This window comes from Dermabacter sp. HFH0086 (assembly GCF_000413375.1).
GTDB lineage: Bacteria > Actinomycetota > Actinomycetes > Actinomycetales > Dermabacteraceae > Dermabacter > Dermabacter hominis.
Window position 1 is genome coordinate 1,561,525 of sequence record NZ_KE340308.1, and the last position, 26,774, is coordinate 1,588,298.

At 63.6% G+C, this 26,774-nt stretch carries 24 protein-coding genes; 17 read left to right on the forward strand and 7 right to left on the reverse strand.

Going from position 1 to position 26,774, the window contains the following annotated elements:
- Positions 1-347: 347 nt before the first annotated feature.
- Positions 348-3,332 carry a leucine--tRNA ligase gene (gene leuS / locus HMPREF1484_RS06850; RefSeq protein ID WP_016664307.1) on the reverse strand — a complete coding sequence of 995 codons (2,985 nt, stop codon included), beginning with the start codon at positions 3,330-3,332 and terminating at the stop codon, positions 348-350.
- Positions 3,333-3,497: 165 nt separating this feature from the next.
- Between leuS and HMPREF1484_RS10965 the strand changes: the two genes are divergently transcribed.
- Positions 3,498-4,034 (forward strand): GrpB family protein, encoded by a 537-nt coding sequence (locus HMPREF1484_RS10965; protein WP_016664308.1) that lies wholly within the window; start codon positions 3,498-3,500, stop codon positions 4,032-4,034.
- Here the strand turns inward: HMPREF1484_RS10965 and HMPREF1484_RS06860 are convergent.
- From HMPREF1484_RS06860 to panD, 3 genes are read right to left on the reverse strand one after another with little or no spacing between them, the layout of a single operon-like run.
- A complete protein-coding gene (locus HMPREF1484_RS06860) occupies positions 4,031-4,495 on the reverse strand; it encodes a low molecular weight protein-tyrosine-phosphatase (protein WP_016664309.1) in 465 nt (154 codons plus the stop codon). The genes HMPREF1484_RS10965 and HMPREF1484_RS06860 overlap by 4 nt on opposite strands.
- Before the next feature lie 26 nt (positions 4,496-4,521).
- Positions 4,522-5,451: an AEC family transporter gene (locus HMPREF1484_RS06865; protein ID WP_016664310.1), complete on the reverse strand. Its 930-nt coding sequence runs from the start codon at positions 5,449-5,451 to the stop codon at positions 4,522-4,524.
- 5 nt (positions 5,452-5,456) lie between these two features.
- Positions 5,457-5,864, reverse strand: a complete 408-nt coding sequence (gene panD, locus HMPREF1484_RS06870) for an aspartate 1-decarboxylase (protein ID WP_034374752.1) — start codon at positions 5,862-5,864, stop codon at positions 5,457-5,459.
- A 200-nt stretch (positions 5,865-6,064) separates the two neighbouring features.
- Between panD and HMPREF1484_RS06875 the strand changes: the two genes are divergently transcribed.
- From HMPREF1484_RS06875 to rlmB, 6 genes are all read left to right on the forward strand, one after another.
- The gene (locus HMPREF1484_RS06875) at positions 6,065-7,528 is read left to right on the forward strand and encodes a DEAD/DEAH box helicase (RefSeq protein ID WP_016664312.1); all 1,464 of its coding nucleotides are present in this window, start codon (positions 6,065-6,067) and stop codon (positions 7,526-7,528) included.
- A gap of 52 nt (positions 7,529-7,580) precedes the next feature.
- Complete coding sequence (locus HMPREF1484_RS06880) at positions 7,581-8,996, forward strand: L-serine ammonia-lyase (RefSeq protein WP_016664313.1); 1,416 nt, start codon at positions 7,581-7,583, stop codon at positions 8,994-8,996.
- A gap of 82 nt (positions 8,997-9,078) precedes the next feature.
- Complete coding sequence (locus HMPREF1484_RS06885; RefSeq protein ID WP_016664314.1) at positions 9,079-10,242, forward strand: LacI family DNA-binding transcriptional regulator; 1,164 nt, start codon at positions 9,079-9,081, stop codon at positions 10,240-10,242.
- Between the two features lie 75 nt (positions 10,243-10,317).
- Positions 10,318-10,824, forward strand: coding sequence for a phage holin family protein (locus tag HMPREF1484_RS06890; protein ID WP_016664315.1), 507 nt, complete (start codon positions 10,318-10,320; stop codon positions 10,822-10,824).
- Positions 10,825-10,903: 79 nt separating this feature from the next.
- On the forward strand, positions 10,904-12,340 hold the full coding sequence (cysS, locus tag HMPREF1484_RS06895) for a cysteine--tRNA ligase (RefSeq protein ID WP_016664316.1): 1,437 nt from the start codon (positions 10,904-10,906) through the stop codon (positions 12,338-12,340).
- 8 nt (positions 12,341-12,348) lie between these two features.
- Positions 12,349-13,311, forward strand: coding sequence for a 23S rRNA (guanosine(2251)-2'-O)-methyltransferase RlmB (rlmB, locus tag HMPREF1484_RS06900; RefSeq protein WP_016664317.1), 963 nt, complete (start codon positions 12,349-12,351; stop codon positions 13,309-13,311).
- A gap of 12 nt (positions 13,312-13,323) precedes the next feature.
- Here the strand turns inward: rlmB and HMPREF1484_RS06905 are convergent, their stop codons facing one another.
- A complete protein-coding gene (locus HMPREF1484_RS06905; RefSeq protein ID WP_016664318.1) occupies positions 13,324-14,577 on the reverse strand; it encodes a DUF4032 domain-containing protein in 1,254 nt (417 codons plus the stop codon).
- Between the two features lie 99 nt (positions 14,578-14,676).
- The gene (locus HMPREF1484_RS06910; protein ID WP_016664319.1) at positions 14,677-15,756 is read right to left on the reverse strand and encodes an ABC transporter ATP-binding protein; all 1,080 of its coding nucleotides are present in this window, start codon (positions 15,754-15,756) and stop codon (positions 14,677-14,679) included.
- A gap of 291 nt (positions 15,757-16,047) precedes the next feature.
- Between HMPREF1484_RS06910 and HMPREF1484_RS06915 the strand changes: the two genes are divergently transcribed.
- Together HMPREF1484_RS06915 and HMPREF1484_RS06920 are read left to right on the forward strand one after the other, a co-directional pair.
- Positions 16,048-16,755 (forward strand): peptide deformylase, encoded by a 708-nt coding sequence (locus HMPREF1484_RS06915; protein ID WP_016664320.1) that lies wholly within the window; start codon positions 16,048-16,050, stop codon positions 16,753-16,755.
- A gap of 42 nt (positions 16,756-16,797) precedes the next feature.
- Positions 16,798-17,541 (forward strand): hypothetical protein, encoded by a 744-nt coding sequence (locus HMPREF1484_RS06920; RefSeq protein WP_016664321.1) that lies wholly within the window; start codon positions 16,798-16,800, stop codon positions 17,539-17,541.
- 74 nt (positions 17,542-17,615) lie between these two features.
- Here HMPREF1484_RS06920 and HMPREF1484_RS06925 read toward each other — a convergent pair whose 3' ends face one another.
- On the reverse strand, positions 17,616-18,128 hold the full coding sequence (locus HMPREF1484_RS06925) for an inorganic diphosphatase (protein WP_016664322.1): 513 nt from the start codon (positions 18,126-18,128) through the stop codon (positions 17,616-17,618).
- A gap of 194 nt (positions 18,129-18,322) precedes the next feature.
- Here HMPREF1484_RS06925 and HMPREF1484_RS06930 point away from each other — a divergent pair, with 194 nt between their 5' ends.
- From HMPREF1484_RS06930 to HMPREF1484_RS06965, 8 genes are all read left to right on the forward strand, one after another.
- Positions 18,323-19,825 (forward strand): D-alanyl-D-alanine carboxypeptidase/D-alanyl-D-alanine-endopeptidase, encoded by a 1,503-nt coding sequence (locus tag HMPREF1484_RS06930; protein ID WP_016664323.1) that lies wholly within the window; start codon positions 18,323-18,325, stop codon positions 19,823-19,825.
- On the forward strand, positions 19,822-20,922 hold the full coding sequence (tilS, locus tag HMPREF1484_RS06935; RefSeq protein WP_016664324.1) for a tRNA lysidine(34) synthetase TilS: 1,101 nt from the start codon (positions 19,822-19,824) through the stop codon (positions 20,920-20,922). Before HMPREF1484_RS06930 ends, tilS begins: the two co-directional genes overlap by 4 nt.
- A gap of 43 nt (positions 20,923-20,965) precedes the next feature.
- Positions 20,966-21,511 carry a hypoxanthine phosphoribosyltransferase gene (hpt, locus tag HMPREF1484_RS06940; RefSeq protein ID WP_016664325.1) on the forward strand — a complete coding sequence of 182 codons (546 nt, stop codon included), beginning with the start codon at positions 20,966-20,968 and terminating at the stop codon, positions 21,509-21,511.
- A 119-nt stretch (positions 21,512-21,630) separates the two neighbouring features.
- Complete coding sequence (gene ftsH / locus HMPREF1484_RS06945) at positions 21,631-23,664, forward strand: ATP-dependent zinc metalloprotease FtsH (protein WP_016664326.1); 2,034 nt, start codon at positions 21,631-21,633, stop codon at positions 23,662-23,664.
- Between the two features lie 52 nt (positions 23,665-23,716).
- Positions 23,717-24,319, forward strand: a complete 603-nt coding sequence (folE, locus tag HMPREF1484_RS06950) for a GTP cyclohydrolase I FolE (protein WP_016664327.1) — start codon at positions 23,717-23,719, stop codon at positions 24,317-24,319.
- 41 nt (positions 24,320-24,360) lie between these two features.
- Entirely contained in the window at positions 24,361-25,311 is a 951-nt protein-coding gene (gene folP, locus HMPREF1484_RS06955) for a dihydropteroate synthase (RefSeq protein WP_016664328.1), read from the forward strand.
- Positions 25,308-26,237, forward strand: coding sequence for a 2-amino-4-hydroxy-6-hydroxymethyldihydropteridine diphosphokinase (folK, locus tag HMPREF1484_RS06960; RefSeq protein ID WP_016664329.1), 930 nt, complete (start codon positions 25,308-25,310; stop codon positions 26,235-26,237). The genes folP and folK overlap by 4 nt, the downstream gene beginning before the upstream one ends.
- Complete coding sequence (locus HMPREF1484_RS06965) at positions 26,234-26,749, forward strand: DUF3180 domain-containing protein (protein WP_040386516.1); 516 nt, start codon at positions 26,234-26,236, stop codon at positions 26,747-26,749. Before folK ends, HMPREF1484_RS06965 begins: the two co-directional genes overlap by 4 nt.
- The last annotated feature ends 25 nt before the right edge of the window (positions 26,750-26,774 follow it).

The window sequence follows — 26,774 nt, forward strand, 5'->3', positions numbered from 1 at the left end:
CCCGCGGAGCTGATCGCGCGTGACAGCCTGCGCATAGGCCTCTTGGGACGTGAATGCGGTGTGCGCGAGGGCGGCCGGGATAGGAGCTCGGGTGCGTGCCATGGCTTGCATGCTATGGATCGGCAGCTGTCATCATGCGCGCCCCTGGGCGGAGTGGGAGAAACCGAGAAATGTGGAGCGCGAGCCGCCTCAGCGCGTTCGGCGAGAGTCGCTGTTCCGTCTCGAAACGCTCCTTAAATCGAAGAGGTGTGGGGGTCCGAGCCACGCGGCTCAAACCCCCACAACAACTATGCAATTTCAGGGAGAGGGGGCGGTATCCAAACCCCCGCAACCCCTATGCAATTCAGTTAGGAGAGGACGATGTTAACGAGCTTCGGCGCGCGCACGATCACCTTACGAACCTCGTGGCCCTCGATGAGTTTTTGCACGCGCTCCTCGGCAAACACTGCCTTCTCGAGCTCCTCCGCCGAGATCTCCGGATCAACCTCGATGCGGTGGCGCACCTTGCCCTTGACCTGGATGACGCACGTGACGGCGTCGGCAACGAGGTACTGCGGATCCGCAACCGGGTAGGAAGCGCGCGCGAGCGACTCGTCGTGACCGAGCTTCGCCCACAGTTCCTCGGCGAGGTGCGGGGCAAACGGCGAGACCATGAGCACGAGAGCCTCGACGGCCGAACGCGGCGCGCCGCCGCTCTCGCCGGCGACCTTCGTGAGGTGATTGACGAGCTCGATGAGGCGCGCGATTGCGGTGTTGAAACGCATGTGGTCCATGTCGGCGCTCACCGCGTCGATGGTCTTATGCACGGCGCGCAAGGTCTCCACGCTCGGCTCGGCATCGCTCACGATGCACTCGCCGGTGTCTTCGGACACGGCGAGGCGCCACAAACGCTGAAGGAAGCGCTGCGAGCCCACGACGTCGCGCGTGTTCCAGGGGCGCGACAGATCGAGCGGACCCATCGACATTTCGTACACGCGGAACGTGTCGGCGCCGAACTCGTCGTACATGTCGTCCGGGGTCACGATGTTGCGCAGGGACTTGCCCATCTTCCCGTATTCCTGGCGCACGGGTTTGCCATCGTGAGTGAAGGTGCCGTCGGCTTCCTCAACAACCTCGGAGGCGTTGACGTAGACGCCTCGCTCGTCGCGGTAAGCATAGGCCTGCACATATCCCTGGTTGAACAGGGTGTGGAACGGCTCGGCGCTCGCAAGGTAGCCGCGGTCGAAGAGAACCTTGTGCCAGAAACGTGCGTAGAGCAGGTGGAGAACGGCATGCTCGACACCACCGACGTACAGGTCGACACCGCCAGTGGGGGCGCCTTCACGCGGGCCCATCCAGTACTGCTCATTTTCGGGCGCCGAAATCTGGTCGTCGTTCGTGGGATCGGTGTAGCGGATTTCGTACCACGACGATCCGGCCCACTGCGGCATGACATTCATTTCGCGACGGTAGCGCTTCATGCCGTCGCCAAGATCAAGCTCGACCCAGGCCCAGTCCTCCGCGCGCGAGAGCGGGGTCTGCGGCTCGGTGTCGGCGTCTTCCGGGTCGAACGTCTTGGGGGAGAAGTCGTCGAGTTCGGGCAGCTGAACGGGAAGCTGATCGAACGGGAGCGCGATCGGGACTTCGGGGGCGTCTTCCGCGTACACGATCGGGAAGGGCTCGCCCCAGTAGCGCTGGCGGCTGAAAAGCCAGTCACGCAGCCGGTACGTCGTCTTTGCGCGGCCGAAGCCCTTCTTCTCGGCGAATTCGGTCGCGGCAGCGATCGCCTCGTCCTTGCTCATGCCGTTGAGATCGAGCTCGTCGCTGCGCGAATTGATCTTCCTCCCGTCGCCCGTGTAGGCCTGTCCCTCTTCGAAATCGGCGGGCGGTTGAACGGTGCGGATCACGGGGAGCTCGAAAGCGCTCGCGAACGCGTAGTCACGTTCGTCTTCGGCGGGAACGGCCATGATGGCGCCCGTGCCGTAGCCCATGAGTACGTAGTCGGCGGTGAACACGGGAAGCGCACGGCCGTCCATCGGGTTCACTGCGAAAAGGCCCGTGAACACTCCCGTCTTCTCACGCGAATCGGCGGTGCGCTCGGTGTCATCGAGTGCGGCGGCACGTTCCTTGTAGGCGGCGACGGCCTCGCGCGGGCTCGATGCTCCGCCGGTCCAGGCGGACTTCGTGTCTTCGGGCCACGCCTCGGGGAGAGCGCTGACGTCAGACAGCAGCGGATGCTCGGGCGAGAGCACCGTGAAGGTCGCGCCAAACAGCGTGTCCACGCGCGTCGTGAAGACGTCGAACGTGGAGTCGGCGAAGGCGGGGCAGCCGTCGGAATCCAGCGTGAACGTGACCTGCGCACCGCGCGAACGGCCGATCCAGTTCCGCTGCATGGATTTGACCGATTCGGGCCAGTTAACGGTGTCGAGATCCTCGAGAAGTCGATCGGCATACGCGGTGATGCGCAGGTTCCACTGGCGCAAGCGGCGCTTGAACACGGGGAAATCGCCGCGCTCCGAGCGGCCCTCGGCCGTCACCTCTTCGTTCGCGAGCACGGTGCCGAGACCAGGGCACCAGTTCACGGGCGTGTCGCTCACGTAGGCGAGTCGGAAGCAGTTGACGAGCTCCGTCATCTCCTCGGGCGTGTACTGAATGAGGAAGTCGAACGGTGTGTCGTGCTCGGGATTCCAATGCTCGTGATCCGGCTTGCGGTCGTGCCACATCTGCGGGATGTCGATGCCCTGCTGCTCGGCGAGCGCGTACGGATCAACATCGCGATCCTGGATCGCGCCCTTGAGTTCCGAAATGGGCCGTGCAGAGCCGCGTGTGCCGTCAGCCTTCACGAAGTTCGGGTCGTACCACGAGTCGAACAGCTGGAGGAATACCCACTGGGTCCACTTGACGAAGTCAAGATCGGTCGTGCGAAGCGAGCGGCGCGAGTCGTGCGAGAGGCCGAGGCGGAAGAGCTGACGGGCCATGTTCGCAACGTTTTCGTCGGTCGTGACGCGCGGGTGGGTGCCGGTTTGAATCGCGTACTGCTCCGCGGGCAGGCCGAAGGCGTCGTAGCCCATCGTGTAGAGCACATTCTTGCCGAGCATGCGGTTGTGACGCGCGACGGCGTCGGTCGCAATGTAGCCAAGCGGGTGGCCCACATGCAGTCCCTTGCCCGAGGGGTAGGGGAACATGTCCATGATGAACATCTTCTCGCCGAGCTCTTCGGCGCTGCGTCCATCGGAGAGCTCGCCCACGGGGTTGACGGCGTTGAAAGTACCCTGCTCGAGCCACAGCTTTTGCCATTTCTGCTCGATCTGTCCCGCGAGTTCGGCGGTGTAACGGTATGGGGCCTCAGCCATCGTGTCCCTTTCCTCGTGTCGGTGTCGTGCGCCCTCGGTCTCGAGCGCGCATTCAATGTCTCTAGTCTACGTGCTGTGCCTTTGGGGGCCTCGTGAGGGTCCGACGGCCGCCGCGCCAGCATCAGCTCGGCTATACGCCCCGTTCCTCGCCCGTAGGATGGGGGTATGGCGATTCATTTGAGCGAGTATTCGGAATCTTGGGTGGGCGATTTTATGGGGGTCGCAACGACCCTCGTGGACGCCCTCGACGGCCACGGCGGCCAGGGGATCGAGCACATCGGCGCGACCTCGGTTCCGGGCATGGTCGCAAGACCGATCATCGATATCGCGGTGGTCGCTGCGCCACTCGCGCTTGACGAGGCGTGCGAGGCGCTCGCCCCGCTTGGCTACGTGGCCGGCGGCGATCGCCAGGAGGGCGAGGGTTACCGAAAACTGAATACTCCCACGTCGGGAGTGCTTCACTCCCTCACCGTTTTCGATGAGGGATCGCCGCTGCTTCACGCGAGCGTCGCGGCGCGTCAAGTCCTCATGAACAGCCCCGAGCTCGTGGCGGAGTTTTCGGGCTACAAGCGAGGTCTTGCGTTCACGGGGGCGATCGACGTGGACGAGTACCGCCGCGCGAAGGCGCCCATGTTCCAGAAGGTTTTGCGCGAGGCGGGGATGGACGAGGACGCGCTTACGAGCCTCGCGGCGAGCTTCTAGGACTCTTTCACGAGGCGTGCGGCGAGGCGCGGCATCGCGCGCTCGAGCACGTCGAGAGTCCGATCGAAGTCCTCGGCGCCGCCGTACCACGGGTCGGGCAGGGCGTCGCCCGGCTGAGACTCGAGGTCGAAGTCGGTCATGAGAGCGAGCTGCTCCTCGCGGGCTCCAAGCGCACGAAGCCGGTCGAGGTGGAACTGCTCGGCGGCGACGAAAAGATCGGTTCGCTCGATGTCGGCAGCGCTCACCTGACGAGCGGCGTGGCCGCCCGCGTCGTAGCCCTGGGCTTTGAGAACGCGGGCAGCGCGTGGATCCATGGGGTTGCCCGTCTCTTCACTGCTCACACCAACGGAATTGACGGTGATGCCTTCACCGCCTTCGAGGGACGACAGCGCGGAGGCGAGGATGCGTTCGGCCATCGGGGAGCGGCAAATGTTGCCCCAGCATACGGTAGTGACGATCATGCCTCGACCCTAACGTAAAGCGCTTCTCACGCTCCGAAAAGCGAAGCAATCACCATGAGCGCGACCATTGTGCCGACCGATGTCAACAGCGCGATATCGCGCGTCATCTCCTCGCCCACCTCGTAACGCGCAGCGGCGACGTATACGTTTTGCGCGGTAGGCAGCGCAGCGAGGACGACGACCGCGTAAAGCGCCGTTCCCGTGAGATCAAAGGCGAACCGGCCGAGAGCCCAGGCAAAAAGGGGCATCGCGAGGAGCTTGAGGGCAGTAGCGAGGACGATGTCGGCGCGATGCCCCGCCTCCTTCGAGAAAGGCCTCGAGGTGGTGAGCGACATGCCAAACGCGAGGAGCATCCCTGGGATGGAAATGCCCGCGATGACGTCGATCGGTTCGGTGACGAAGGCCGGGAGGTGAAGGTCGAAGCCGAGAACAGCGAGACCTGCCGCGGACGCGACGATCATGGGGTTCACGGCAATTGTTTCCGCGAGGGCGCGTACGCTTGGTCGCTGCCCTGAGACCGCAGAGTGGAGAACCGACTGGAAGAGCGGCGTGAACACCGCCATTTGCCAAAGCGCCACGGGGAGCGCAAGAGAGACGTCACCGAGAACATAGGCCGCGATGGGAAAGCCCATGTTCGCGCTATTGACCATCGAGGCCGAAACCGAGGAAATCACGGTGTGGGGGAAATCCTGCTGGAGGAAAATGCGCGAAAGGGCGGCGGCGAGCAGAGTCGTGAGGAGTGCTGCCAGGGCAGCGACCGCAAAATTGGCGGAGAGTATGAGGTGAAGGTCGCTGTCGATGAGCGACACAAACACGAGGCATGGCCCCGCGATGAAATAGGTCAGGCGATTGAGAACAAAGCGGCCCTGGGGGCCCAAAAGATTGCACCACCCCGCGAATGCGCCCACGGTGACGATCACGGCGATCACGAAGAACCCGCTCACGACTCCCGCCACGTGAGTTACCTCGAGGAAATCTGGTCGGGAGCTCCCGGCACGGCCTGGGCAGGATCGCTGCCGAGCGCGACGATGCGATTCTTGTCATCGACGTGGACAACCCGCGGGGTGTGAGCGGTGGCCTCCTCCGGCGTGAACTGACCGTAGGCGATCAGGATCACGAGGTCGCCGGGGTGTACCAGGTGGGCCGCAGCCCCGTTGATCTTGATCTCCCCGCTGCCCGCCTCGCCTCGAATCACGTAGGTTTCAAGCCGAGCCCCGTTCGTCACGTCGACGATGGCGACGAGTTCGTTTTCGATGAGGCCCGCGGCATCGAGTAAATCGGCATCGACGGTTACCGACCCCACGTAGTGAAGGTCGGCTTGCGTGACGGTGGCGCGGTGAATCTTTGATGTCATGAGTGTTCGCAACACGATGCTCAAGTATTCCACCCCGTGGGCCATCGGGCAGCAGTCATAGACGTGAGTTTGCGAACGAATTGCCCGACCGTCTCTTCCGGTGCCGGGATGGCTCGCGGATACTTGAGGTGTTTACCGCCCCGTTGGGGCCCGGCGCTACGGCGCCCATGAGAAGCACAGGACCGCGCACACGCGCGCAGAAAGGGGCCACTGCCATGCCCAAGTCACGACGGACACACAAAGCAGAGCGCTTCGATGCGATGGCGCTTCCAGAAGAGCTCGTTCAAGAACTTCAGGCGCAAGGCTTCGAGCGTGCCTTCGAAATTCAAGAGGCAATCTTGCCCGATGCGCTCGCGGGACGCGACGTTCTTGCCCGCGCTGAAACTGGATCGGGTAAAACCCTCGCTTTTGCCCTGTCGATGTGTGCGCGTTTTCGGCATCGCAGCTCCCACAGGCGTCGGCCACTGGGAATGGTGCTCGTGCCTACTCGCGAGCTTGCCGTCCAGGTCGTCGACACAATTCACCCGTTCGCGCGTGCCGTTGGTATCAAGGCTCAGCTTGTGTCGGGTGGCATGAACATCAACAAACAGGCCGATGCGCTGCGTCGGGGCGTTGAGATCATCGTCGCGACACCGGGGCGTGTCGTCGACCTCGCTCAGCGGGGAGATCTCTTCCTTGACCGCATCGAGACGACGGTTATTGACGAGGCGGACCACATGGCCGACCTCGGCTTCCTTCCCGTCGTCACCGAGATTCTCGCGCACGTTGAGATGGGCACGCAGAAGATGCTCTTTTCGGCAACGCTCGACGACCAGGTCGATGCGATCACCGACCGCTTCCTCGTCGACCCCGTCACGCACGAGACGACCCCTGTCGCCGCGGCGGTGCAGAACATGCGGCACGTCGTCTATGCCATCAACCCAAAAAAGAAGCGCCAGATCACGGCCCAGATCGCGGCGCGCGATGGTCGCACCCTCCTGTTTACGCGCACGCAACTCGGCGCCGAACGCGTCGCCCAGGAACTCATTGAGGTGGGCATTCCCGCCGCGGCCCTGCACGGCAATAAACAGCAGGGCCTGCGCACGAACGTCCTCGCAGGGTTCCGCCAGGGGGCCTTCGACGTGCTCGTCGCGACCGACGTGGCCGCTCGCGGCATTCACATCGACGACGTTTCGCTCGTGCTGCACGTCGATCCTTCCGATGACGCGAAGGAGTACGTGCACCGCTCGGGCCGCACGGCACGCGCCGGGGCTTCGGGCGTCGTGGTCACTCTCGCCCTCCCACATCAGAAGGACAAGACTCGCCAGGTGCTCGAGGCAGCCCAGGTGAGTCCCGAATGGAGCGAGGTGAATTCCGAAACTGACGAGGTGATCCGGTATGTCGGAGGAAGGACACCGAGCGGGACCCCCGCCCGGGACCCTCAGCTCGTCAAATATAAGGGCGCGCCCCGTAAGCTCGATGTCACCAGGATGCGCGGAGCTAACTCGAGAAACGCCGCGGAACGGCGCGAGAACGAGAAGCGCCGCGCGGTATACGACGAGAACGAAAAGTCACCATTTTCGCGTACGCCCGGTTCTGGCAAAGGCCGCCGCACGGCCGGGAAGAAACGAGGGTCCGACGCTCGCCTGGCACGCGGTGCTTCCCCAGCCCGGTCGCGTGGCCAGCGCCGGTCGCGCTAAAGCTTCACCACACGTCAGATGATCCGCGTTCGACACGATAAGGAGTCCCTCGATGAGCGTCAGCCTGTTTGACCTGTTCAAGATCGGGATCGGCCCCTCGAGTTCGCACACCGTCGGCCCCATGCGCGCCGCGAAAGAATTCGCCGACGAGGCCCTTGCCCACCCCACTATTGGCCCCGACATCGCCGATGTCGAGGTGCATCTGTACGGCTCGCTTGCGGCGACCGGCATGGGCCACGGAACACTCGACGCGGTCGTCCTCGGTCTCGAGGGCAACGACCCCGCCACGATCGATCCCACCGAAGCCTGGGCGCGAGCGAAAGACATCGACGCCAACGGTGGACTCATGCTCGGCGGGCGCGTCCCGGTAAGCCTCCGCCCGTCCACGATCGTGCTGCACCCCCTCACCTTCCTTCCCGAGCATTCGAACGGCATGACCTTCGCGGTGCTCGATGAGGACGGCAACGAGCTCGACAAGCGCACGATGTTCTCGATCGGTGGCGGCTTCGTCGTCGACAAGGAGGAGCTCGAAGCGCAGCAGGCGTCGGAAACCTCCGCAGACGACAGCGCAGCGGGCGCCGATGACGGTGTGAAACCGATTTTCCAAAGTGGTGAGGAGCTTCTTCGCGTGTGCGAAGAAAACGGCATCACGGTTTCGCAAGCGATGCTCATGCGCGAGCGGCAATGGCGAACCGACAGCGAAATCCGCCAGGGGATCCTCGACATTTGGGCAGTCATGGAAGCCTGCATCGAGCGTGGCATGCACACCTCCGGTGTGCTCCCGGGCGGCCTCAACGTGCGGCGCCGCGCAGCAACCTGGCACGACGCCCTTCAGCTCGAAGACCCGAACCATCGCGCCGACAACGCATTCGAATGGGTGAGCCTCGCAGCGCTCGCGGTGAACGAGGAAAACGCGGGCGGCGGGCGCGTCGTCACAGCTCCCACCAACGGCGCGGCCGGGATTATCCCCGCGGTGCTCTATTACGCGCTCACCTACCTCAACTACGACGATCGTGATGACGTCATCGTGCGCTTTATGCTCGCAGCTGCCGCGTTCGGGTCGCTGTGCAAGGAGCGCGCGTCGATTTCCGGCGCGGAAGTGGGCTGCCAGGGTGAAGTTGGCTCGGCGAGCTCGATGGCCGCGGCGGGGCTTGCCGAAGTTATGGGCGCGAAGCCCCGGCAGGTCGAAAACGCTGCCGAGATTGCGATGGAACACAACCTCGGCCTCACATGCGACCCCGTCGGTGGTCTCGTGCAGGTGCCCTGCATCGAGCGCAACGCGATGGGCGCGATCAAGTCGATTACGGCGGTGCGCTTCGCGATGCGTGGCAATGGCGAACACTTCGTCTCGTTCGACACCGTGCTCGAGACCATGCGCCGCACGGGTAAGGACATGCACGAGCACTACAAGGAAACCGCAATGGGCGGCCTCGCCGTCACGGTTCCCGTGTCCTTGCCCGCGTGTTGAGGCACGTGGGCTACCGTTAAAGGCGAATGTTACGCGCCATGCGGGCGCGGCTTCCAGGACAGAAAAGGACGGCTAAGGCCTCATGAACGATAAAGCACGCGGCGACATCAACGGTGATTTCGCACCCGGAGAGAGCCCCGACGAGCTCGAAGCGGCGGCGAAGGTCGCTCCCGAGGTCACGGAGCAGCGCTCCGAAGGTGACCGCGCAACGCTGACCGAAGTTGCCAACTCCCTCGGCATTACGGCCGCGGTTGCGCTTCGCGCCCTTCGCGGCGAATCCGACATCAATTCGAGGCTCGTGACGTCCGTTCGCGAGACCGCCGAACGGCTCCACTACCCGCTCGAAGACCTCGCTCAGGAGGATGACCACCGCGGTGTCGTCGCTGTGCTCGTGAACACGATGCGCAACACGTGGATCTCCGATCTGGTTCGCTCGATCCGCATCGAGCTCGCCGCGACCGGCCGCCACGTCGTGGTTGTGCCGACTCGCCGGCGTATGCCCGAATACCCCGTCACGCTCGAGGAAGAAACGATCTCCTCGCTCACGGCGCTCGGGGTGGATGGCTTCATCATGGCCAGTGAGCTCCCCGAGCTCGACAAGGTCTTTGAGGCCATCGGCAACCGCCCCCTCGTCGCGATCGGTGGATCGAAAGAGCGCATCGGGAAGTCGGACACGGTCCGTATCGACGATGAAGCGGGCTTTGGTCTTCTCGTCGATCACCTTGTGAGTCTCGGCCACAAGGACATCGCTCACGTGGGTGGCGTGGGGTATGCCGTGGCGAAGGAGCGTGCGACCGCCTTCAAGGCCGCGATGAAGCGTCACGGACTCGAGGATCGTGCGCGCGTGGAGCCGGCGGACTTCAGCGAGCAGGTTGGGCAGACCGCCGGAGCGATGCTTCTGCGCGGCAGCCAGGTTCCCACCGCGATCACGTGCTCGAACGATGTGACCGCCGTCGGTGTGCTCTCGGCAGCAGCCGACGCCGGCTTCGATGTTCCCGCTCAGCTTGCCGTCACCGGCTATGGCAATACGTCGCTCGCGTCCTCGGGTATTGCGCAGGTGACCAGCATCGATCCGAACTCGCGCCGCATCGGGGCGCTTGGCGCGCAGATGCTCGTCGAGCGCATCGGCGGTTTCGAAGGGCCCGCACGCGACACCGCGGTTTCGCCGCACCTCATCGTGCGTCGTTCCTCGTCGGCAGGGCCGCGACCCGAGCAGCAGCGCCGCAAGCGCGTGACGATCGACTAAACATCACACGACTAACCGGAGAAAACCCTTCGAAACCCCTGAATGACGCAGGGCCCGCATTGATAGGCTGAATGCATGATCAATTCCTCGAACGACCGCTCCTCGAACGAACGCCGAGCGAGCACGACCTCGCGGTCGATTGGCGAACTCGTCGCCTCGATCAAGAACGAATTCACCTCCGTGATCGACCAGCAGGTCGCAATCGCGAAGAAGGAAATCACCGGGATCGCCGTCAAGGGCGGCGCCGTTGCGGCGCTTGCCGCGGTTCTCGTGTTCTTCCTCCTGAGCGCGTGGGTGATGTTCCTCTTCTTCTGCGCGTGGGGCCTTGTGGCACTCGGTCTGCCGGCATGGGCGTCGTTCCTCATCGTGTGTGGCGCGCTCGTGGTACTCGGCGCGATCCTCGGCCTCATCGCCTACCTGATCGTCAAGAAGATCACCGCGCCCGAAGTCACCATCGAGACCGCTAAGAGCGCCGTCGAATCCGTTCAGGGAAAGCGCCGCGCCAATAGCGTTGACTACGACGACGCTTTCGAAGAACTCTACGGTAAGCAGGTCAGCGCCGCGACGCCGCGCGAGATCTGACATTACGACCAACACGAAGCGAGGGGCGCCGCAAGCGCTCCTCGCTTTTTCGGTACCCACGAGAGGCTAGGCTTAAGACGTGACTCTACGACTGCATGACTCGAAGACCAGGACCGTTTCGGACTTCACCCCGCTCAAGGACGGTGAAGTCTCGCTCTACGTGTGTGGGCCGACTGTCCAGGACGGTCCCCACGTGGGGCATATCCGCACGTTCCTCGCGTTCGACGTGCTCGTGCGGTGGCTGCGCAGGAGCGGTTACCGCGTGACTTACGTGCGCAACGTGACTGACATCGACGATAAGATCCTCGCGCGCGCCGCCGAGGAAGGTGAGCCGTGGTGGAAGTGGTCGTACGCCAACGAACGAAAGTTTGGCGAGATCATGGACCGGCTCGGCGCCGTGCGCCCTGACTACGAGCCCCGCGCGACCGGTCACGTCACGGAGATGATTGACTTCATGCAGCGGCTCATCGAGCGCGGCCACGCCTATGCTGACGGGGAAGGAAGCGTCTACTTTGACGTATCCTCCCTGCCCGAATACGGCTCGCTCACGAACCAGTCCATCGAGAACATGGTTGACGATGCGGAAGCCGCCTCCAACCTCAAGCAGGACCCTCGAGACTTCGCCCTGTGGAAGAAAGCAAAGGACGGCGAACCCACGACAGCGAAGTGGTCAACCCCGTTCGGCGAAGGGCGGCCCGGCTGGCACCTTGAGTGCTCGGCGATGGCGAAAAAATACGTGGGGGAGAGCTTCGACATTCACGGTGGCGGCCTTGATCTTCGCTTCCCGCACCATGAAAACGAGCAAGCCCAAAGCTACGGAGCTGGCTACGGCTTTGCGCAGCACTGGATGCATTCGGGGATGCTGACGGTCGACGGGATGAAAATGGGCAAGAGCCTCGGCAACTTCATCACGGCCGAAGACGTCCTCGCCAAGCACTCGGCAGCAGCCGTGCGCCTCGCGATCGTTGGCTCCCACTACCGCACCAACGTGGAGTTCAACGAGACCACCCTCGCGGAAGCCGAGACCGTGCTCTCGCGCCTCGAGGGCACCCTCACGCGCGCACTCGAAGCAGTCAGCCAGCAAGGCGCGAGCGAAGCCCTGCGCGAGGTAGGCGAGAGCGAGCTTCCCGCGCGCTTCGTTGACGCGATGAATGACGACCTTTCCGTCGCCGAAGCTCTCGCCGTGATCCACGAGCGCCAGGGCGAACTGAACTCGCTTCTTGCCGAGCACACGAGCGACGCCCACGAGATTGCGCGCCGCGTAGGCGAGCTTCGCGACATGCTCGATGTTCTGGGACTCGACCTCGCGGGGCCCCAGTGGGCCGACGAATCAAGCGCCACCAATGCCGAACACGACGCCCTCGATGCGCTCATTAGAGCCCAACTCGAGGAGCGCGCCGAGGCACGTGCCAACAAAGACTGGGCGAGCGCCGACGCGATCCGAGATCGCTTCGCTGCCGCCGGCATTCGCATCGAAGACTCCGCGGGCTCCTCCCGCTGGAGCCTCACGAACTAGGAGAGACCATGGCAGGACACAAGAGCTCCCGCAAGGGCCCGAAGGTCGGATCCGGCGGCGTGCGCCGCCGCCGCCTCGAAGGGCGCGGCCCCACCCCGAAGGCGGAGGATCGCCCGCATCACAAGGCCTACAGGGGAACGCACGACACCGTCGGAAAATCCGGTGCCAAATCCGGCAAGCGCCGCCCACCGCGCAAGTCCCCTAAGGACACTGCAAACCGCCCCACGGTGATCGCGGGACGCAACTCCGTTCTCGAGGCGCTCCAAGAAGGCGTGGAGGCACTCTCGCTCACTCTTGCCATCCGGCTTGATGCAGACGAGCGCGTACGCGAGATCATGCGCCTTGCCCATCAAAAGGGCCTTCAGCTGCACGAAGCCACACGGGCCGAACTCGACCGACTCACCGACGATGCTATTCACCAGGGCGTCGCTCTCACCCTCCCGCCCTACGAGTACGCGAATCCCGCGGATCTCCTCGAGATCGCCGCGAATAATTTCGATACCCCGCTTCTCATCGCACTCGATGGCATCACCGACCCACGCAATCTCGGGGCGATACTCCGTAGCGCGGGCGCGTTCGGCGCCCACGGTGTGATCATTCCCGAGCGTCGAAGCGTCGGCATGACCGCGAGCGTCTACAAGGTTGCTGCGGGCGCCGCGACGCGCGTGAAGGTCGCCCAGGTGACGAACCTCAACCGCGCGATCGACTCGCTCAAGAAACAGGGTGTCTTTGTCGTTGGTCTCGATGCCGATGGTGAACTCGAGCCGCGGGATATGGACCTCGCAACGTCCCCGATCATGCTCGTCATCGGTGCCGAAGGCAAGGGAATTTCACGACTCACGCGCGAGAAATGCGATGCGATTGTGTCGATCCCGATGGCGGCCGCGACCGAATCGCTCAACGCCTCTGTAGCCGCCTCGATCGTGCTGTACGAGATTGCAGGCACGCGCGCTCGCACGGGCCGAGCCTAACGTCAGCGGGGTCTAGAACTCCGTGTCCGTCACAATCGGAATCGCCGAGGTCTCCGACGTGATGAGGGCGCGTTCGTCTTGGCGATAGGTAAGGACGTTCAGGATGTAGTCCTGGACGGCCTTATCCCACGTCACATCCTTGCCGAGGCGCTGCGACATGAACCACTTGTGTTCGAGAAGCTCGTGGTAGAACTCGGGAGCCGGGAGCTTCTTGCGCATCGAGCGCGGGATCGCCCGCACGACCGGCTCATACTGCTCCTGAAGCCACTCGTGGGCGACGAACTCTTCTTCCTCACCCTGCTGATTCGTGAGAACCCGGTACTGGTCGAGGTCGTTAAGGAGTCGGCGCGCCTGGTTTTCTTGAGCGTCGATTCCCGTAAGGCGCATGAGCCGCCTTCTGTGGTGCCCGGCATCCACAACTTTCGGCTGCACCGACACGGTCGTGCCGTCGAGATCGGTTGTCATGTCGAGCTCGTCGACGTCGAAACCGAGCTCGTTAAGTTTCTCGATACGGGCGCTCACGCGCCAGCGTTCATTCGCGCTGAATGTTTCGCGGCCAGTGAGCGCATCCCACAGCTCGGTGTACCGCTCGAGAAGGAGATCACCGATGGCAATGGGATCAACGTTGTCAGGCAGCTGCTCTGCAGCCTGGAGATCGAGCATTTCGCCCACGATATTGGTGCGCGCAATGTCGAGATCGTATTCGCGCTGGCCCGTCGTCAGCTGGCTTTCGAGTTGACCCGTTTCGACGTCAACGATGTAGGCGGCGAACGCGCCCGCATCGCGCTTAAAGAGGGTGTTGGAAAGCGAGACGTCACCCCAGTAGAAGCCGACGAGGTGGAGGCGGACGAGCAGCACGGCAAGCGCGTCAAGAAGCTTGCGTGCCGTGTCTTCGCTGTTGAGCTGGGAGAACACCGCCCGGTAGGGGAGGGAGTACTGAAGGTGCCTCGTGATCAGGATGGCGTCGAGGTCGCGGCCGTCCTCGGCCGATTCGCGCCCGCTCACAACCGCAAACGGTTCAACGGCGGGGATTCCGAGTTTTCCGAGCAGACGCAAGGTCGTGAATTCGGCGCGCGCGAGGTTTTCGTTGATTTCCTTGAGAGCGAGAACTCGCCCGCTTACACGGGCAAAACGGACGACGTGTCGCGAGATGCCGCGGGGGAGCGATGCGAGGAGCGAATCGGGCCAGTCGGCAAGGGGGAGGCTCCACGGCAGATCGAGGAGTGCCTCGTCCGCTCGCGCTGCGGAGATCTCGATGGGTGCCATGCCTTCTATTCTCTCCTACTCGCGGGCTATGTATGCAAAGAAGGCACGCGATTCGCGTGCCTTCTTTGTGAATGTTTCCTCGTTTGAGGAGTGAGGCGATTAGTCGCCGAGACGGTTGCCCGACTTCAGGTCGAACAGGTGCACGTGGTCAGCCTTCGGCTGGAAGTGCACGGTCTCACCCTTCTGCGGAGGACGGCGGCCGTCGACGCGCGCGATGATCGGCTTGTCCGTTTCGCCCGCGCCAGCGAGGCGGCCGTACACGTAGGCGTCAGCGCCGAGCACCTCGACCATGTCGACCTCGACGGGGAGGCCGTCCGCGGCGAGCTCGAGATCCTCGGGGCGCACACCGACGGTGACGGCCTTCTCATTCGACTCCGAGAGGGTCGAGCGATCCACGAGGATCACGGAGCCGCCGAAGGCGACGCCCTGGTCGGTGAGGGGCTGCTCGATGAGGTTCATGGCGGGCGAGCCAATGAAGCCCGCAACGAACACGTTGTTCGGGTGATCGTACATGCGCTGCGGCGAGTCGATCTGCTGGAGCACGCCACCGGCGAGAACGGCGACGCGATCGCCCATCGTCATAGCTTCGGTCTGATCGTGGGTCACGTAGACGGTCGTGACGCCCAGGCGACGCTGGAGCGACGCGATCTGAGTACGGGTCGAGACGCGGAGCTTCGCGTCAAGGTTCGAGAGCGGCTCGTCCATGAGGAACACCTGGGGCGAGCGCACGATTGCGCGGCCCATGGCGACACGCTGGCGCTGACCACCCGAGAGAGCCTTGGGCTTACGGTCGAGGTACTGCTCGAGGTCGAGGATCTTTGCGGCCTCTTCAACGCGCTTGCGGATCTCATCCTTCGGCGTGCCCGCGATCTTGAGTGCGAAGCCCATGTTGTCGGCAACCGACATGTGGGGGTAAAGGGCGTAGTTCTGGAAGACCATCGCGATGTCGCGGTCCTTGGGCGGCACGTTCGTGACGTCGCGGTCGCCGATGAAGATGCGGCCTGCATCGATCTCTTCGAGACCGGCGAGCATGCGCAGCGAGGTGGACTTACCGCAGCCCGAGGGTCCAACGAGGACGAGGAATTCGCCGTCTTCGATCTCGATGTTGAGGTCGTCAACCGCGGGCTTGTCGCTGCCCGGGTAGATACGGCTTGCGTGGTCGTAAATAACCTTTGCCATGGGTATTCCCTTCACCGGCAGGTACGTGCCGGACGATCCGTTGTGAAGTACAGTCAGCGGTCTTTGCTGACGTATGGACAACAATACCCCACTGTGGCGCCGACCATATGGGACGCGCCGAGGGGTGTTCCCGACCTTCCGCACGCGCGGGGCCGTAGTGTTGTCGGGGGAGTCCGACGCTTGCCGCCACCCGGAGTTCCTTCTGCTTTCGCTGCGGACAGGAGCGTGGAAGAAAAGACGCGGCCCGGCCCTTCGAGGCGATGACGATAGACGACGAAAGGCGGCGATGGCATGACGAGCCTCGCGCAACTGATTGAGAAAACCCTTGCAAAGAGGCCGAGCGAAAACGCTCCGCTCCGGATCGTGCAGGCGGGGCATCCGGCACTTCGCGCCAAGTCAAAGGATGCCGCCGGCTCGCTCGATCCGGAGCTCCTTGCGCAATTCATTGACGCGCTCGTCGTGACGATGCACGATGCTCCCGGCGTCGGGGTCGCTGCCCCGCAAGTGGGGGTCCCGATTCGCGTCGTTGTCATGGAGGATGTCGTTCGCGAAGAGGGGGAGGAGCGCGACGCCGATGACGAGCTCTACGACCGTGACAATCTTCCCCTCATGGCAGTCATCAACCCGCGCTACGAAGAGATTGACGGCGAGAGCATCGTGACGTTTGGGTGGGAGGGTTGCCTTAGCGTCGACGGCTGGCGCTCGCTCGTGCCGCGTCCAAAGAGCGTACGCGTGCGCGGTACGGCAATCGTCGCCGGCGGTGAGGTTCGTGAACTCGACGAGGTCTGGACCGGCTGGCGCGCACGAATTTTCCAGCACGAGAGTGATCATCTCGATGGCATTTTGTGTCATGACCGCGGTGTTGAACGTTCGTTTGTGCAGGATTCCTACCTGCATCGATACACCGAACTTTCAGACGCGGTTCGCTACCTTGGTCTGCGCGGTGACGTGGCCAAACTTGAGCCCGGCACCGTTGATCTTCACCGCACGCGGGCGTAAAAGAGCCCGGATGCGCCGATAGCGTCCACGATAAGGAGAGCAATGGCCTCGAAGGACCTGCGCACGTCTAAGAAATCGAGCGGGAAGGGACAGGGCGAAGAATCGCTCATCGATGACAAACAATTCGAACTGATCGATAAGGCTCTGGCGCTTCAGGGGCCGATTGCCCGCAAGTACGTCGATTCTCTTCGCCGCAAGAACCCCACGTGGAGCGATGAGCAGATCATCGCTCGGCTCGAGGGGCACTTTACGAAGCTGGCCGTTGCCACGGGCGTCGGCATTGGCGGCGTAGCCGCACTTCCCGCGGTGGGTACCGCCACAGCGGTCGCCCTCACCGCGGGCGAGGGCTTCGCCTTTGCCGAAGCATGCGCCTTTTTGACGCTCGGCACCGCGCACGTGCACGGTGTCGATATGAGTGATCCGACGGTGCGCCGCACGGTTATTCTCGCCATTCTCGGCGGTGAGCGTGGCGCCGCGATCGTCACAAAGGCCCTCGGCAAGAGCGGCCTGCAGTGGTCGACGGTGCTCGATGGCATGGCACCTCCATTTGTCGCAGATGCGGTGAACACGCAAGTCAATCGCTGGATTCGGCGTACGGTGACGCGTCGCTTCACGGGGCTGTGGGCCGGGCGCCTCATCCCGTTTGGTATCGGTGCAGTGATTGGTGGTCTCGGGAACAAGGCACTTACCAAGACAGTGATCGAAGCCGCCCGAGAGGTTTTTAGCCACGTGGATGATCCGGTCCCTTCGACGCTTGCCGAGAAGACCGAAGGTCTCGACGACTAGCGAAAACGTCGCTTTCGAAATAATGAGGGCGCTCCCGATAAGACGGGAGCGCCCTCATTATTGGGGGATACGGACTAGATGTCCTGGGTGAACTCGTTTTCGTGTTCCGTGCCCTTCGCGCGGCGGTAGGAGGCGCGGATTTCCTCTTCCGCGTCATCCCGGCCTTCCCAGTGAGCACCTTCCACGCTCTTGCCGGGCTCAAGATCCTTGTAGACCTCGAAGAAGTGCTGGATCTCGAGTCGGTGGAACTCCGAAATGTCGGTGAGCTCCTGCCGACGGATCTGGCGCTTGTCGCCAACGGGGACCGCGACGATCTTGTCGTCGCCGCCCGACTCGTCACGCATGCGGAACATTCCCAGTGCGCGGCAGCGAATCAGGCAGCCGGGGAACGTCGCCTCTTCGAGAAGGACGAGGACGTCGAGCGGGTCGCCGTCCTCACCGAGCGTGCCCTCAATGAAGCCGTAATCATCGGGGTATCGGGTTGCTGTAAAGAGCATGCGATCGAGCCGGATGCGACCATTGTGATGGTCGACCTCGTATTTGTTGCGATTCCCCTTCGGGATCTCGATCGTGACGTCGAATTCCACGTGTGTGACTCCATTGCCTAAGGTGTTCTATGTGACCGAGGGGCGTGCCCTCTGCGTGTAACAATAGCGAAGTTCAGCGCTCGCAGGCGCTCGATTGTGCCGCGAGTGGTTCATGCGCGCGTAAACTTTGCACGAAGTCACAGACACGCAGGGCGCGTGGCGCGTTTTCCTGAGGCGAGAAGGAGTGGGCAGTAATGGCGAATTCGAAGGCAGTGGAGGTTCTCGCTGCTGCCCTCGCCCTCGCGCTGCCATTGTCCTTTTATACGTTTGGCGACCTCGTCGATGCTTTTCCGGGCGTGCTTACCGTGCGCACGCAGAAGAACGCCGTGGTCGAAGGTGTTCCTGCCGAAGGTGAATCGTGGGAGCGCACGGATGACGAGCGTCCGTACGATGCAGTATCGCCGGCAGCGAGCGTGAGCGCAGATCAGATTAACGCCGCGATAGCAGCCCTTCCACGGCTCAAGGCGTTCTCGGGCAAGGTTTCTTATGCGGTCGTGGACGCGTCGACCGGCGACATCATCGCCGAGCACGGATCAGGCGTGCAGCTCACCCCCGCCTCGACCATGAAGCTTCTGTCCGCGCTTGCCGCTGCGAAGGCTATTGGTCCGGATACAACGTTTACGACGCGAGCCGTGCTCGACGGAGAGCGTCTCGTGCTCGTCGGTGGTGGCGACAACCTCCTCACCGTGCAAGCGAAGGAGACAAAAGAGGGCGTCGAACGAGCCTCGCTTGCTTCGCTCGCCGATCAGAGCGCAGCAAAGCTCAAAGAGGAAGGGCGCACTAAAGTCCAGCTCGTTTTCGACGACTCGCTGTTCGGCAACGATCCGGTCAATCCGGCGTGGGGCGATAACGGCCCGGCCGGTGGGTGGGTTGCTCCAATTACCCCGCTCGGCGTGGATGGTGGCCGCGCCGACGGCACGCCCTACGGCCCGAAAGTCGAGGATCCATCCCTCGAAGCGGCGAAAGCATTCGCGCAGCTCTTGAACGAGCGCGGTATCACGGTAGAGGCGGTGCCTACTCGCGCTTCCGCTCCCGAGGGGGCGCGCGAGATCGGTGCCGTGCACTCCGCGCCGCTACGCGACTTAATCGAGCACACGCTCCTGTATTCCGATAACTCGCTCGCAGAAACGCTCGCGCGACTTTCCGCGGTGCACACGGGACATCCCGGAACGGTTGCTGGGGCGCGAGAGGCGGTCAAAGCCGAGCTCGACGAGGTCGCTCGGGAAGGCGGCTTCACCACCGAGGGGCTCGTGATTGCTGATAATTCGGGCCTCTCGAAGGACAACCGAATCTCACCGTTGCTTCTTGCGCAGCTCACGGCGTGGGCGTCGGGGGAGGCGCCCACTGCGATCAAGGATACTTTCGCGCTTGTCCCAATCGGTGGCCTTACAGGGACTCTCACGAAACGCTTTGGCGAAGATGGTGCGGAGCAAGCGCGCGGAATCGTGCGCGGGAAGACGGGCACCCTCTCGGGGACCTCGACCCTTGCAGGCACGATGGTGCTGGCTGACGGCCGTGTGGTTGGCTACGCGATTTTCGCCTACGATTCAACCTCGGCAGGGTACGGGGAAGCGCGAGCAGTCGTGGACTATGTGGCGAGCGCTATTGTCGCCGCGGGAGGTCCGACGCCTGCCGGCCTCTATGACTCCTCTGCTTCGGCTGAAGGCGGCGGAGCGCCCGAGGGGGACGGGCAGTGAGCGGCCCGCCCGAACCAGTTGCCCGTGCTCGCGTAGCGGTGAAAGCCGCCCTCGCCTCCCGGCTCGAGGAATGCGCCGACCGCTCCGACGGGGCTGGCCTTCTACCGCGCGTTCTCGTGGGGGTGAGCGGCGGCGCAGATTCGCTTGCCCTCGCCGCGACGACCCAGTGGGTCGCGTCACGGCTCGGACTCGAAGTCGAAGCTGTGCTCATCGACCACGGCCTATCAGAGCACTCCGCCTCGGTGTCTGAGCGGGCGGCGCTCCAGTGCGAGCGGCTCGGGCTTGCACGCTGCCACATTCGCCGGATCCACGTCGATACCGCCGGAGAAGGCGGGCTTGAGAACGCGGCGAGGGTCGCCCGCCACGAAGCCTTCGAGGCAGCCCTCGAGGAGCGCCACGCGCTCGGACTTCTCCTCGGGCACACCCTCGACGATCAAGCTGAGCAGGTGCTGCTCGGGCTCGCACGCGGAGCGGGGGCGCGCTCCCTCGCGGGGATTCCCCGCCAGCGGGGAGCACTCCTTCGCCCTTTCCTCGGGACGGGAAGGGACGAGAAGACGGGGCTGTGGCGGCGTGATACCCGGGCCGTGTGCGACGCCCTCGATCTCGACGTGTGGGACGATCCCATGAACGACGACGAGAAATACTTGCGGGTCGCGGCCCGTACGCGCGCCTTGCCGATGCTCGCCGAGATTCTCGGCGAGCAGGTGGCCGCGAACCTCGTGCGGACCGCCGACCTTCTGCGAGACGATGCCGACTACCTCGACAAAGAGGCGGAAGAGGCCTATGCGGGCCTGCGTCGGAACCCCCCGAGTGCCACCCCCGGACTACTCGCGCTTGACGCTTATTCCCTGGCCCCGCTTGACCGAGCCCTGCGCACGCGCGTGCTGAAGCGCGCCATCGCCCATGCGAGCGCGCGTTCGGGCTCGAGTTCCGGGAAGTCGCTCCTTCGGCGTCAGATCCTTCACGTTGACTCCCTCATTTCCGCCTATCGAGGCCAGGGTCCCATCCCCCTTCCGGGTAAGATCGAAGCGGTACGCGACGAAGGACTCATCGTTTTCCGGGCCCGAGACAGTCGCGTGCGCGATACATCAGGCTGAGGCCCCGTGACCTCGATAACGCGACGCACCGGGAAGGACCCCCATGACCATGGATGAGGACGTCGAGCGCATCCTGCTCGACGAGCAGGCGATCCGCGAGCGGATCAGCGAACTCGCCGCAGAGATTGATCGCGACTACAAAGATGAGGCCCCGATTCTCGTTGGCGTGCTCAAGGGTGCAGTCATGGTCGTGGCGGATCTCGCGCGCGCCATCACGCTTGACGTGGACATGGATTGGATGGCCGTGAGTTCTTACGGCAGCGGCACGAAATCTTCGGGTGTCGTGCGTATTCTCAAGGACCTGAGCGCTGATATCACCGATCGCCATGTGCTCATCGTCGAGGACATCATCGACTCCGGCCTGACCCTGAGCTGGCTTCGCACCAACCTCCGCTCGCGCGGGCCAAAGAGCGTCGAAATCTGCACCCTCCTGCGCAAGCCGGAGGCGGTCAAGGTCGATATCGACGTGAAATACGTGGGTTTCGACATCCCGAACGAGTTCGTGATCGGTTACGGCCTCGACTATGCCGAGAAGTACCGCAACCTTCCCTACATTGGGATTCTCAAGCCAAGCGTCTACGCCGATTGAGAACATTGGGGCTTCTGACAGCCCCTGTCCAGCGATTCGGGGTAGATTCGCGCTCATTCACCATACGCGCGCGGGGCGTTTGCTCCGCCCTCAAGAGAACGTAAGAATTAGCACCTCACATGGCAGAAAAAAAGAAATCCCCCGCCCGTAATCTGTGGCTGTGGAGCCTCGCGACTCTCGCGATCGTTCTTCTCGCGCTGAGCTTTTTTGGACGCGGCGGTTTCCAAGACATCGACACCGAGCAGGGGCTTGAGCTCCTCAAAGGCAACACCGTTGAGCAAGCCGAAATCATCGACGGCAATCAACAGCGCGTCAACCTCGTGTTGACGAAAGACTTTGAGGACAAGGGGAAGCGGGTCGCGTTTTCGTACGTCACCGCCCGCGGCGATGATGTCGTCAAGGCCGTGAGCGAAGCGAAGCCGGCGAAAGGCTACACGGATAAGATCGCAACACCGTCGTGGTGGAGCCAGCTCCTGCTCACTTTCTTCCCCCTCCTCGTGATCCTTGGCCTCTTCTGGTTCTGGATGATGAACGCCCAGGGTGGCGGGCGCGCCATGCAGTTTGGCAAGTCGAAGGCGAAGCTCTTCAACAAGGACATGCCGAAAGTGACGTTCGCGGATGTTGCGGGTGCTGAGGAAGCGGTCGAGGAGCTCGATGAGATCAAGCAGTTCCTCGTGAGCCCCGAGCGCTATCACGCCGTAGGCGCGAAGATTCCGAAGGGCGTCCTCCTCTACGGCCCTCCGGGCACGGGTAAGACCCTCCTCGCGAAGGCCGTTGCCGGTGAGGCAGGGGTCCCGTTCTACTCCATTTCGGGCTCCGACTTCGTGGAGATGTTCGTGGGCGTTGGTGCGAGCCGCGTGCGCGATTTGTTCAATACGGCGAAGGAAAACGCGCCGGCGATCATCTTCATCGACGAGATCGACGCCGTGGGGCGCCACCGTGGAGCCGGCATGGGCGGCGGCCACGACGAGCGCGAGCAGACCCTCAACCAGATGCTCGTCGAGATGGACGGTTTCGAGGAGCATCAAAACGTCATCCTCATCGCCGCGACCAACCGCGTCGACATCCTCGATCCGGCGCTTCTTCGCCCGGGTCGTTTCGACCGCCAGATTGCGGTGGAAACTCCGGACCTCAAGGGGCGACGCAAGATCCTCGAGGTGCATGCGAAAGGCAAGCCTCTCGCTGCCGACGTCGATCTCGATAACATCGCGCGCCGTTCGATCGGCATGAGCGGTGCCGATCTCGCCAACGTTCTCAATGAGGCTGCGCTTCTCACGGCTCGTTCGGGCAATCAGATTATTGACATGCGTGCACTCGATGAGGCGATCGACCGAGTTTCGATGGGCCCGCAGCGCTACTCGAAAGTCATGACCGAGCGCGAGCGCCAGATGACGGCCTACCACGAGGGTGGACACGCACTCGTCGCCGCGGCACTCAACAACTCGGCTCCCGTCACGAAGGTGACGATCCTGCCGCGCGGTCGCGCGGGCGGGTACACGATGGTGGTGCCGACGGCCGACCGCAACTATCAAAGCCGCAATGAGCTTCTCGACCGTCTCGCCTACGCGATGGGTGGCTACGCAGTTGAAGAGGGTATCTTCCACGATGTCACGACCGGCCCGAGCTCCGATCTCAAGAATGCGACGGGCATCGCCCGCGCGATGGTCACTGAACTCGGTATGAGCGGTGTTGTGGGCCAGGTGGCCCTGAGCAAGGGACAGGACGAGGTCTTCGTAGGCATGCAGCAGGGCCAGGGTCCCGGCTACAGCGAGGACACGGCTCGCCTTATTGATGAAGAGATTCGCCGCTTGCTCGACAACGCGCTCGATGAAGCGTGGAGCGTCATCAAGACCAACCGCCCCGTGCTCGATCATCTCGTCGAGGAACTCCTGGAGAAGGAGACTCTCGGCGAGAAGGAACTCGCGGAGATTTTCAAAGACGTCACGAAGCGCCCGCCGCGCGAGGTGTGGCAGTCGAGCGAGGACCGCCCCGTGTTTACCGAGCCCCTCGCGGGTAGCGACCGCCCCGGCACGATCGGTAGCAGCGTTCCTGATGGCACCGAGAACCAGCAGGCTGGCGAGGAACTCGGCGGCACCCCGCCCGAGCTTCCGCAGCCGGGTGATGGTTCACCGCACATCCCCGGTGCCGAGTAGCGCGCTCCTTACGTCCCTCGCGAGCCGGGCTCGCGTGAAGAAAGAAGGATTCATGACTGAGAACCACAATGCCGTGGAGAACATCGATCGCGAAAGGATTGAGCGCGCCGTGCGCGAGATCCTCGAAGCGGTTGGTGAGGATCCAAGCCGCGACGGGCTTGTGGATACGCCTAGTCGCGTCGCCCGTATGTACGCGGAGGTTTTTCGCGGCCTCCACGAGGATCCCCGCGTCCACATGCAGACGAAGTTTGAGGTCGAGCACCGCGAGCTCGTTCTTGTCCGCGATATTCGCTTCTACTCCATGTGCGAGCACCACCTCGTGCCGTTCTTCGGCCGCGCCCACGTGGGGTACGTTCCCGGCAAGGATGGAACTGTTGCGGGGCTGTCCAAGTTCGCAAGGCTCGTCGAAGGGTACGCGGCGCGGCCCCAGGTGCAGGAGCGGCTCACCAGCCAGATCGCCGATGCGATCCACGAGGAGCTCCAGGCACACGGCACGATTGTCGTTCTTCAGGCCGAGCACCTGTGCATGGCGATGCGTGGCGTGAAGTCTCCGAATGCGGAGACCGTGACGAGTGCCGTGCGCGGCTCCCTGCAATCGAACGCGGCCACGCGTTCGGAGGCGATGAGCCTCATTCTCACGGGCCTGCACCACTGAAATATGCGACACCGCCCCACCGAGGCGAGAAAGGTCATCTCATGAGCGCGACGCGCCCGGTTCTGGACTTCTCTAGCGCCCCCGCGTGGCGGCGTGTGGAGGGCCTGCCCTCTTCGCTCACGTGCGAGCGGACGCTCGTCATGGGGGTGCTCAACGTGACCCCGGATTCGTTTTCCGACGGTGGCCGGCACAACGAGCACGAGGATGCGATCGCACATGCCGAGCGCCTGGTGAGCGAGGGCGCCGACATCATCGATGTCGGGGGTGAATCGACGCGTCCGGGCGGAAGCCGCGTGAGTGAAGAAGAGGAGCTTCGCCGCACGGTGCGCGTTGTTGAGGCCCTTGCACAGCGCGGCATGTGCGTGAGTATCGATACGATGCGTGCCTCGGTCGCGCGTGCCGCGGTCGACGCCGGTGCGCTCATCGTCAACGACGTGTCGGCTGGACTCGCTGATCCCGCCATGTTCTCCACGGTCGCCGGCCTCACCACCCATCTCGGTACCGCCCCCGTCTATATCGCGATGCATTGGCGCGGTCACTCCGCGGAGGCAATGTCACGCACGGGCTACGAGGCTATCGGCACAGACGTCGCGCGTGAATTAGGCGAGCAAATCGACAAGGCGGTGAGCGCGGGCATTGCCCGTGACAGTATCGTCGCCGATCCCGGCTTCGGGTTTTCCAAGACCGGCGAGGACAACTGGGATCTCTATGACCAGATCGGTGACGTCGAGGCGCTCGAGCTCCCACTCCTCATCGGGGTGAGCCGCAAGCGCTTCGTGAGCGCTCTCGATGTTGATCGGGACGCCGGCACGGCGGCGTTGAGTGGCCTCGCGCAGCTTCGCCGCTCGTGGGCGGTGCGCGTCCACGATGTCGCCTCGAGCGTCGCGAATATCCGCGTCATGCAGCGCTTGATGGCGGGGCCCGAGGGGCGCGATATGGGGCTCGGCTCAGGCTTCGCGGACCGCAACTATGAAAGCGGTGCTCGAGCATGACGTGGAATGATATTGCCTTTTCTGTACCCGCGCCGCTATCCCACGTCGCGGTTGACGGCGTGCGCGTGCACGGCAAGCACGGCGTTTTCGAGAGTGAAAAAACGCAGGGGCACGACTTTCTCGTTGATGTCGATATGCGGGTGGACACGCGCTCGGCGGGGCGGGATGACGCGCTCGAGCGCAGCGTGAGCTACGCGGACGCCGCGGCCATCGTCGAGGAGGTCGTCGCGGGGCGAAGCGTCGACCTGATCGAAACTCTCGCCGAGCGCATCTCTCAGTGCGTACTTGAGCGGCATGTCCTCGTGCGCGAAGTGAGCGTGAGCGTCCACAAGCCCACCGCGCCCATTCCGCAGCCTTTCACCGACGCACACGTTCGTCTCACGAGGCGCGCGGCACCCGTGAGCGCTTTCATCGCGCTCGGCTCAAATCTTGGCGATAGCGAGGATTTCCTCGCCGGTGCTCTCGCGGCACTTGCGCGGATCCCCGAGACCCGTCTCATCGCCGCGAGCCGCGTTTTCGAAACCGACCCCGTAAGCGATATTGATCAGGACGCGTACCTCAACGCCGCCGCGCACCTTGAGACGTCGCTTAGTCCGTGGCAGCTTCTCGACTCACTTCACGAGATCGAGAATGCTGCAAGGCGCACCCGCACCCTTCGATGGGGGCCGCGCACCCTCGACCTCGACCTCATTTCCTGGGGACAGCTCACGTGCGACGATGAGCGACTCACGCTTCCGCATCCGCGAGCTCACGAACGCGCCTTTGTTCTCGCGCCGATGCTTGACATCAACCCCGAGTGGAGCTTCCCCGATGGCCGGCAAGCGTCGGACCTCGTGAAGGTCGCCCCTGACCGTGCGGGGCTGCGCCCCGGTCCCCGCGTTGCAGGTTTCGCAAGCGAGGCTCGCCCACGCAAGGGTGTGAGATGACAAAAACTCCTGCGCTCCGACTTGTAGGAATTGCCCTCGTGGCAGGCCTTGCGGGCCACGGGCTGTCTCTCGCGTTCGCCTCACGAGGTGCCCCGGTCCCCGTTGCCGGCATCATGCCGGGAATTGTGTTCCTGGTTCTTTCCGCCGTCGTTCTTGCCCTTGGGCTCCGCGTGAAGAGATATCTCGACGAATCCCGTGAGCGAGCGCGAACTCACCCGCTCACGCCGCGCAAGCACCAGCTTGACATGGTTGTTGCCTACCGAATTCTCATCGCCGCGCGTGCCGCGGCCTATACGGGAGCAATTGGTGCAGGCTTTTACGCGGGTATGTGCGCGTTTCTCGCGACATCCGGGGGCGGGACGCTTTCCGGCGCGATTCTTCCACTCGGATTCGACGCGCTCTGCGCGCTCATCCTCGCGGTGATCGGGCTTATCGTAGAACGGTGGGGGACTCTGCCGCCTACTGACTCCGGATCTGTGGGGCGCGCGGGTGAGAGCGCAGGCTCCCTTTGAAGCCCCCGCAGTCGCTGTGTTAGAA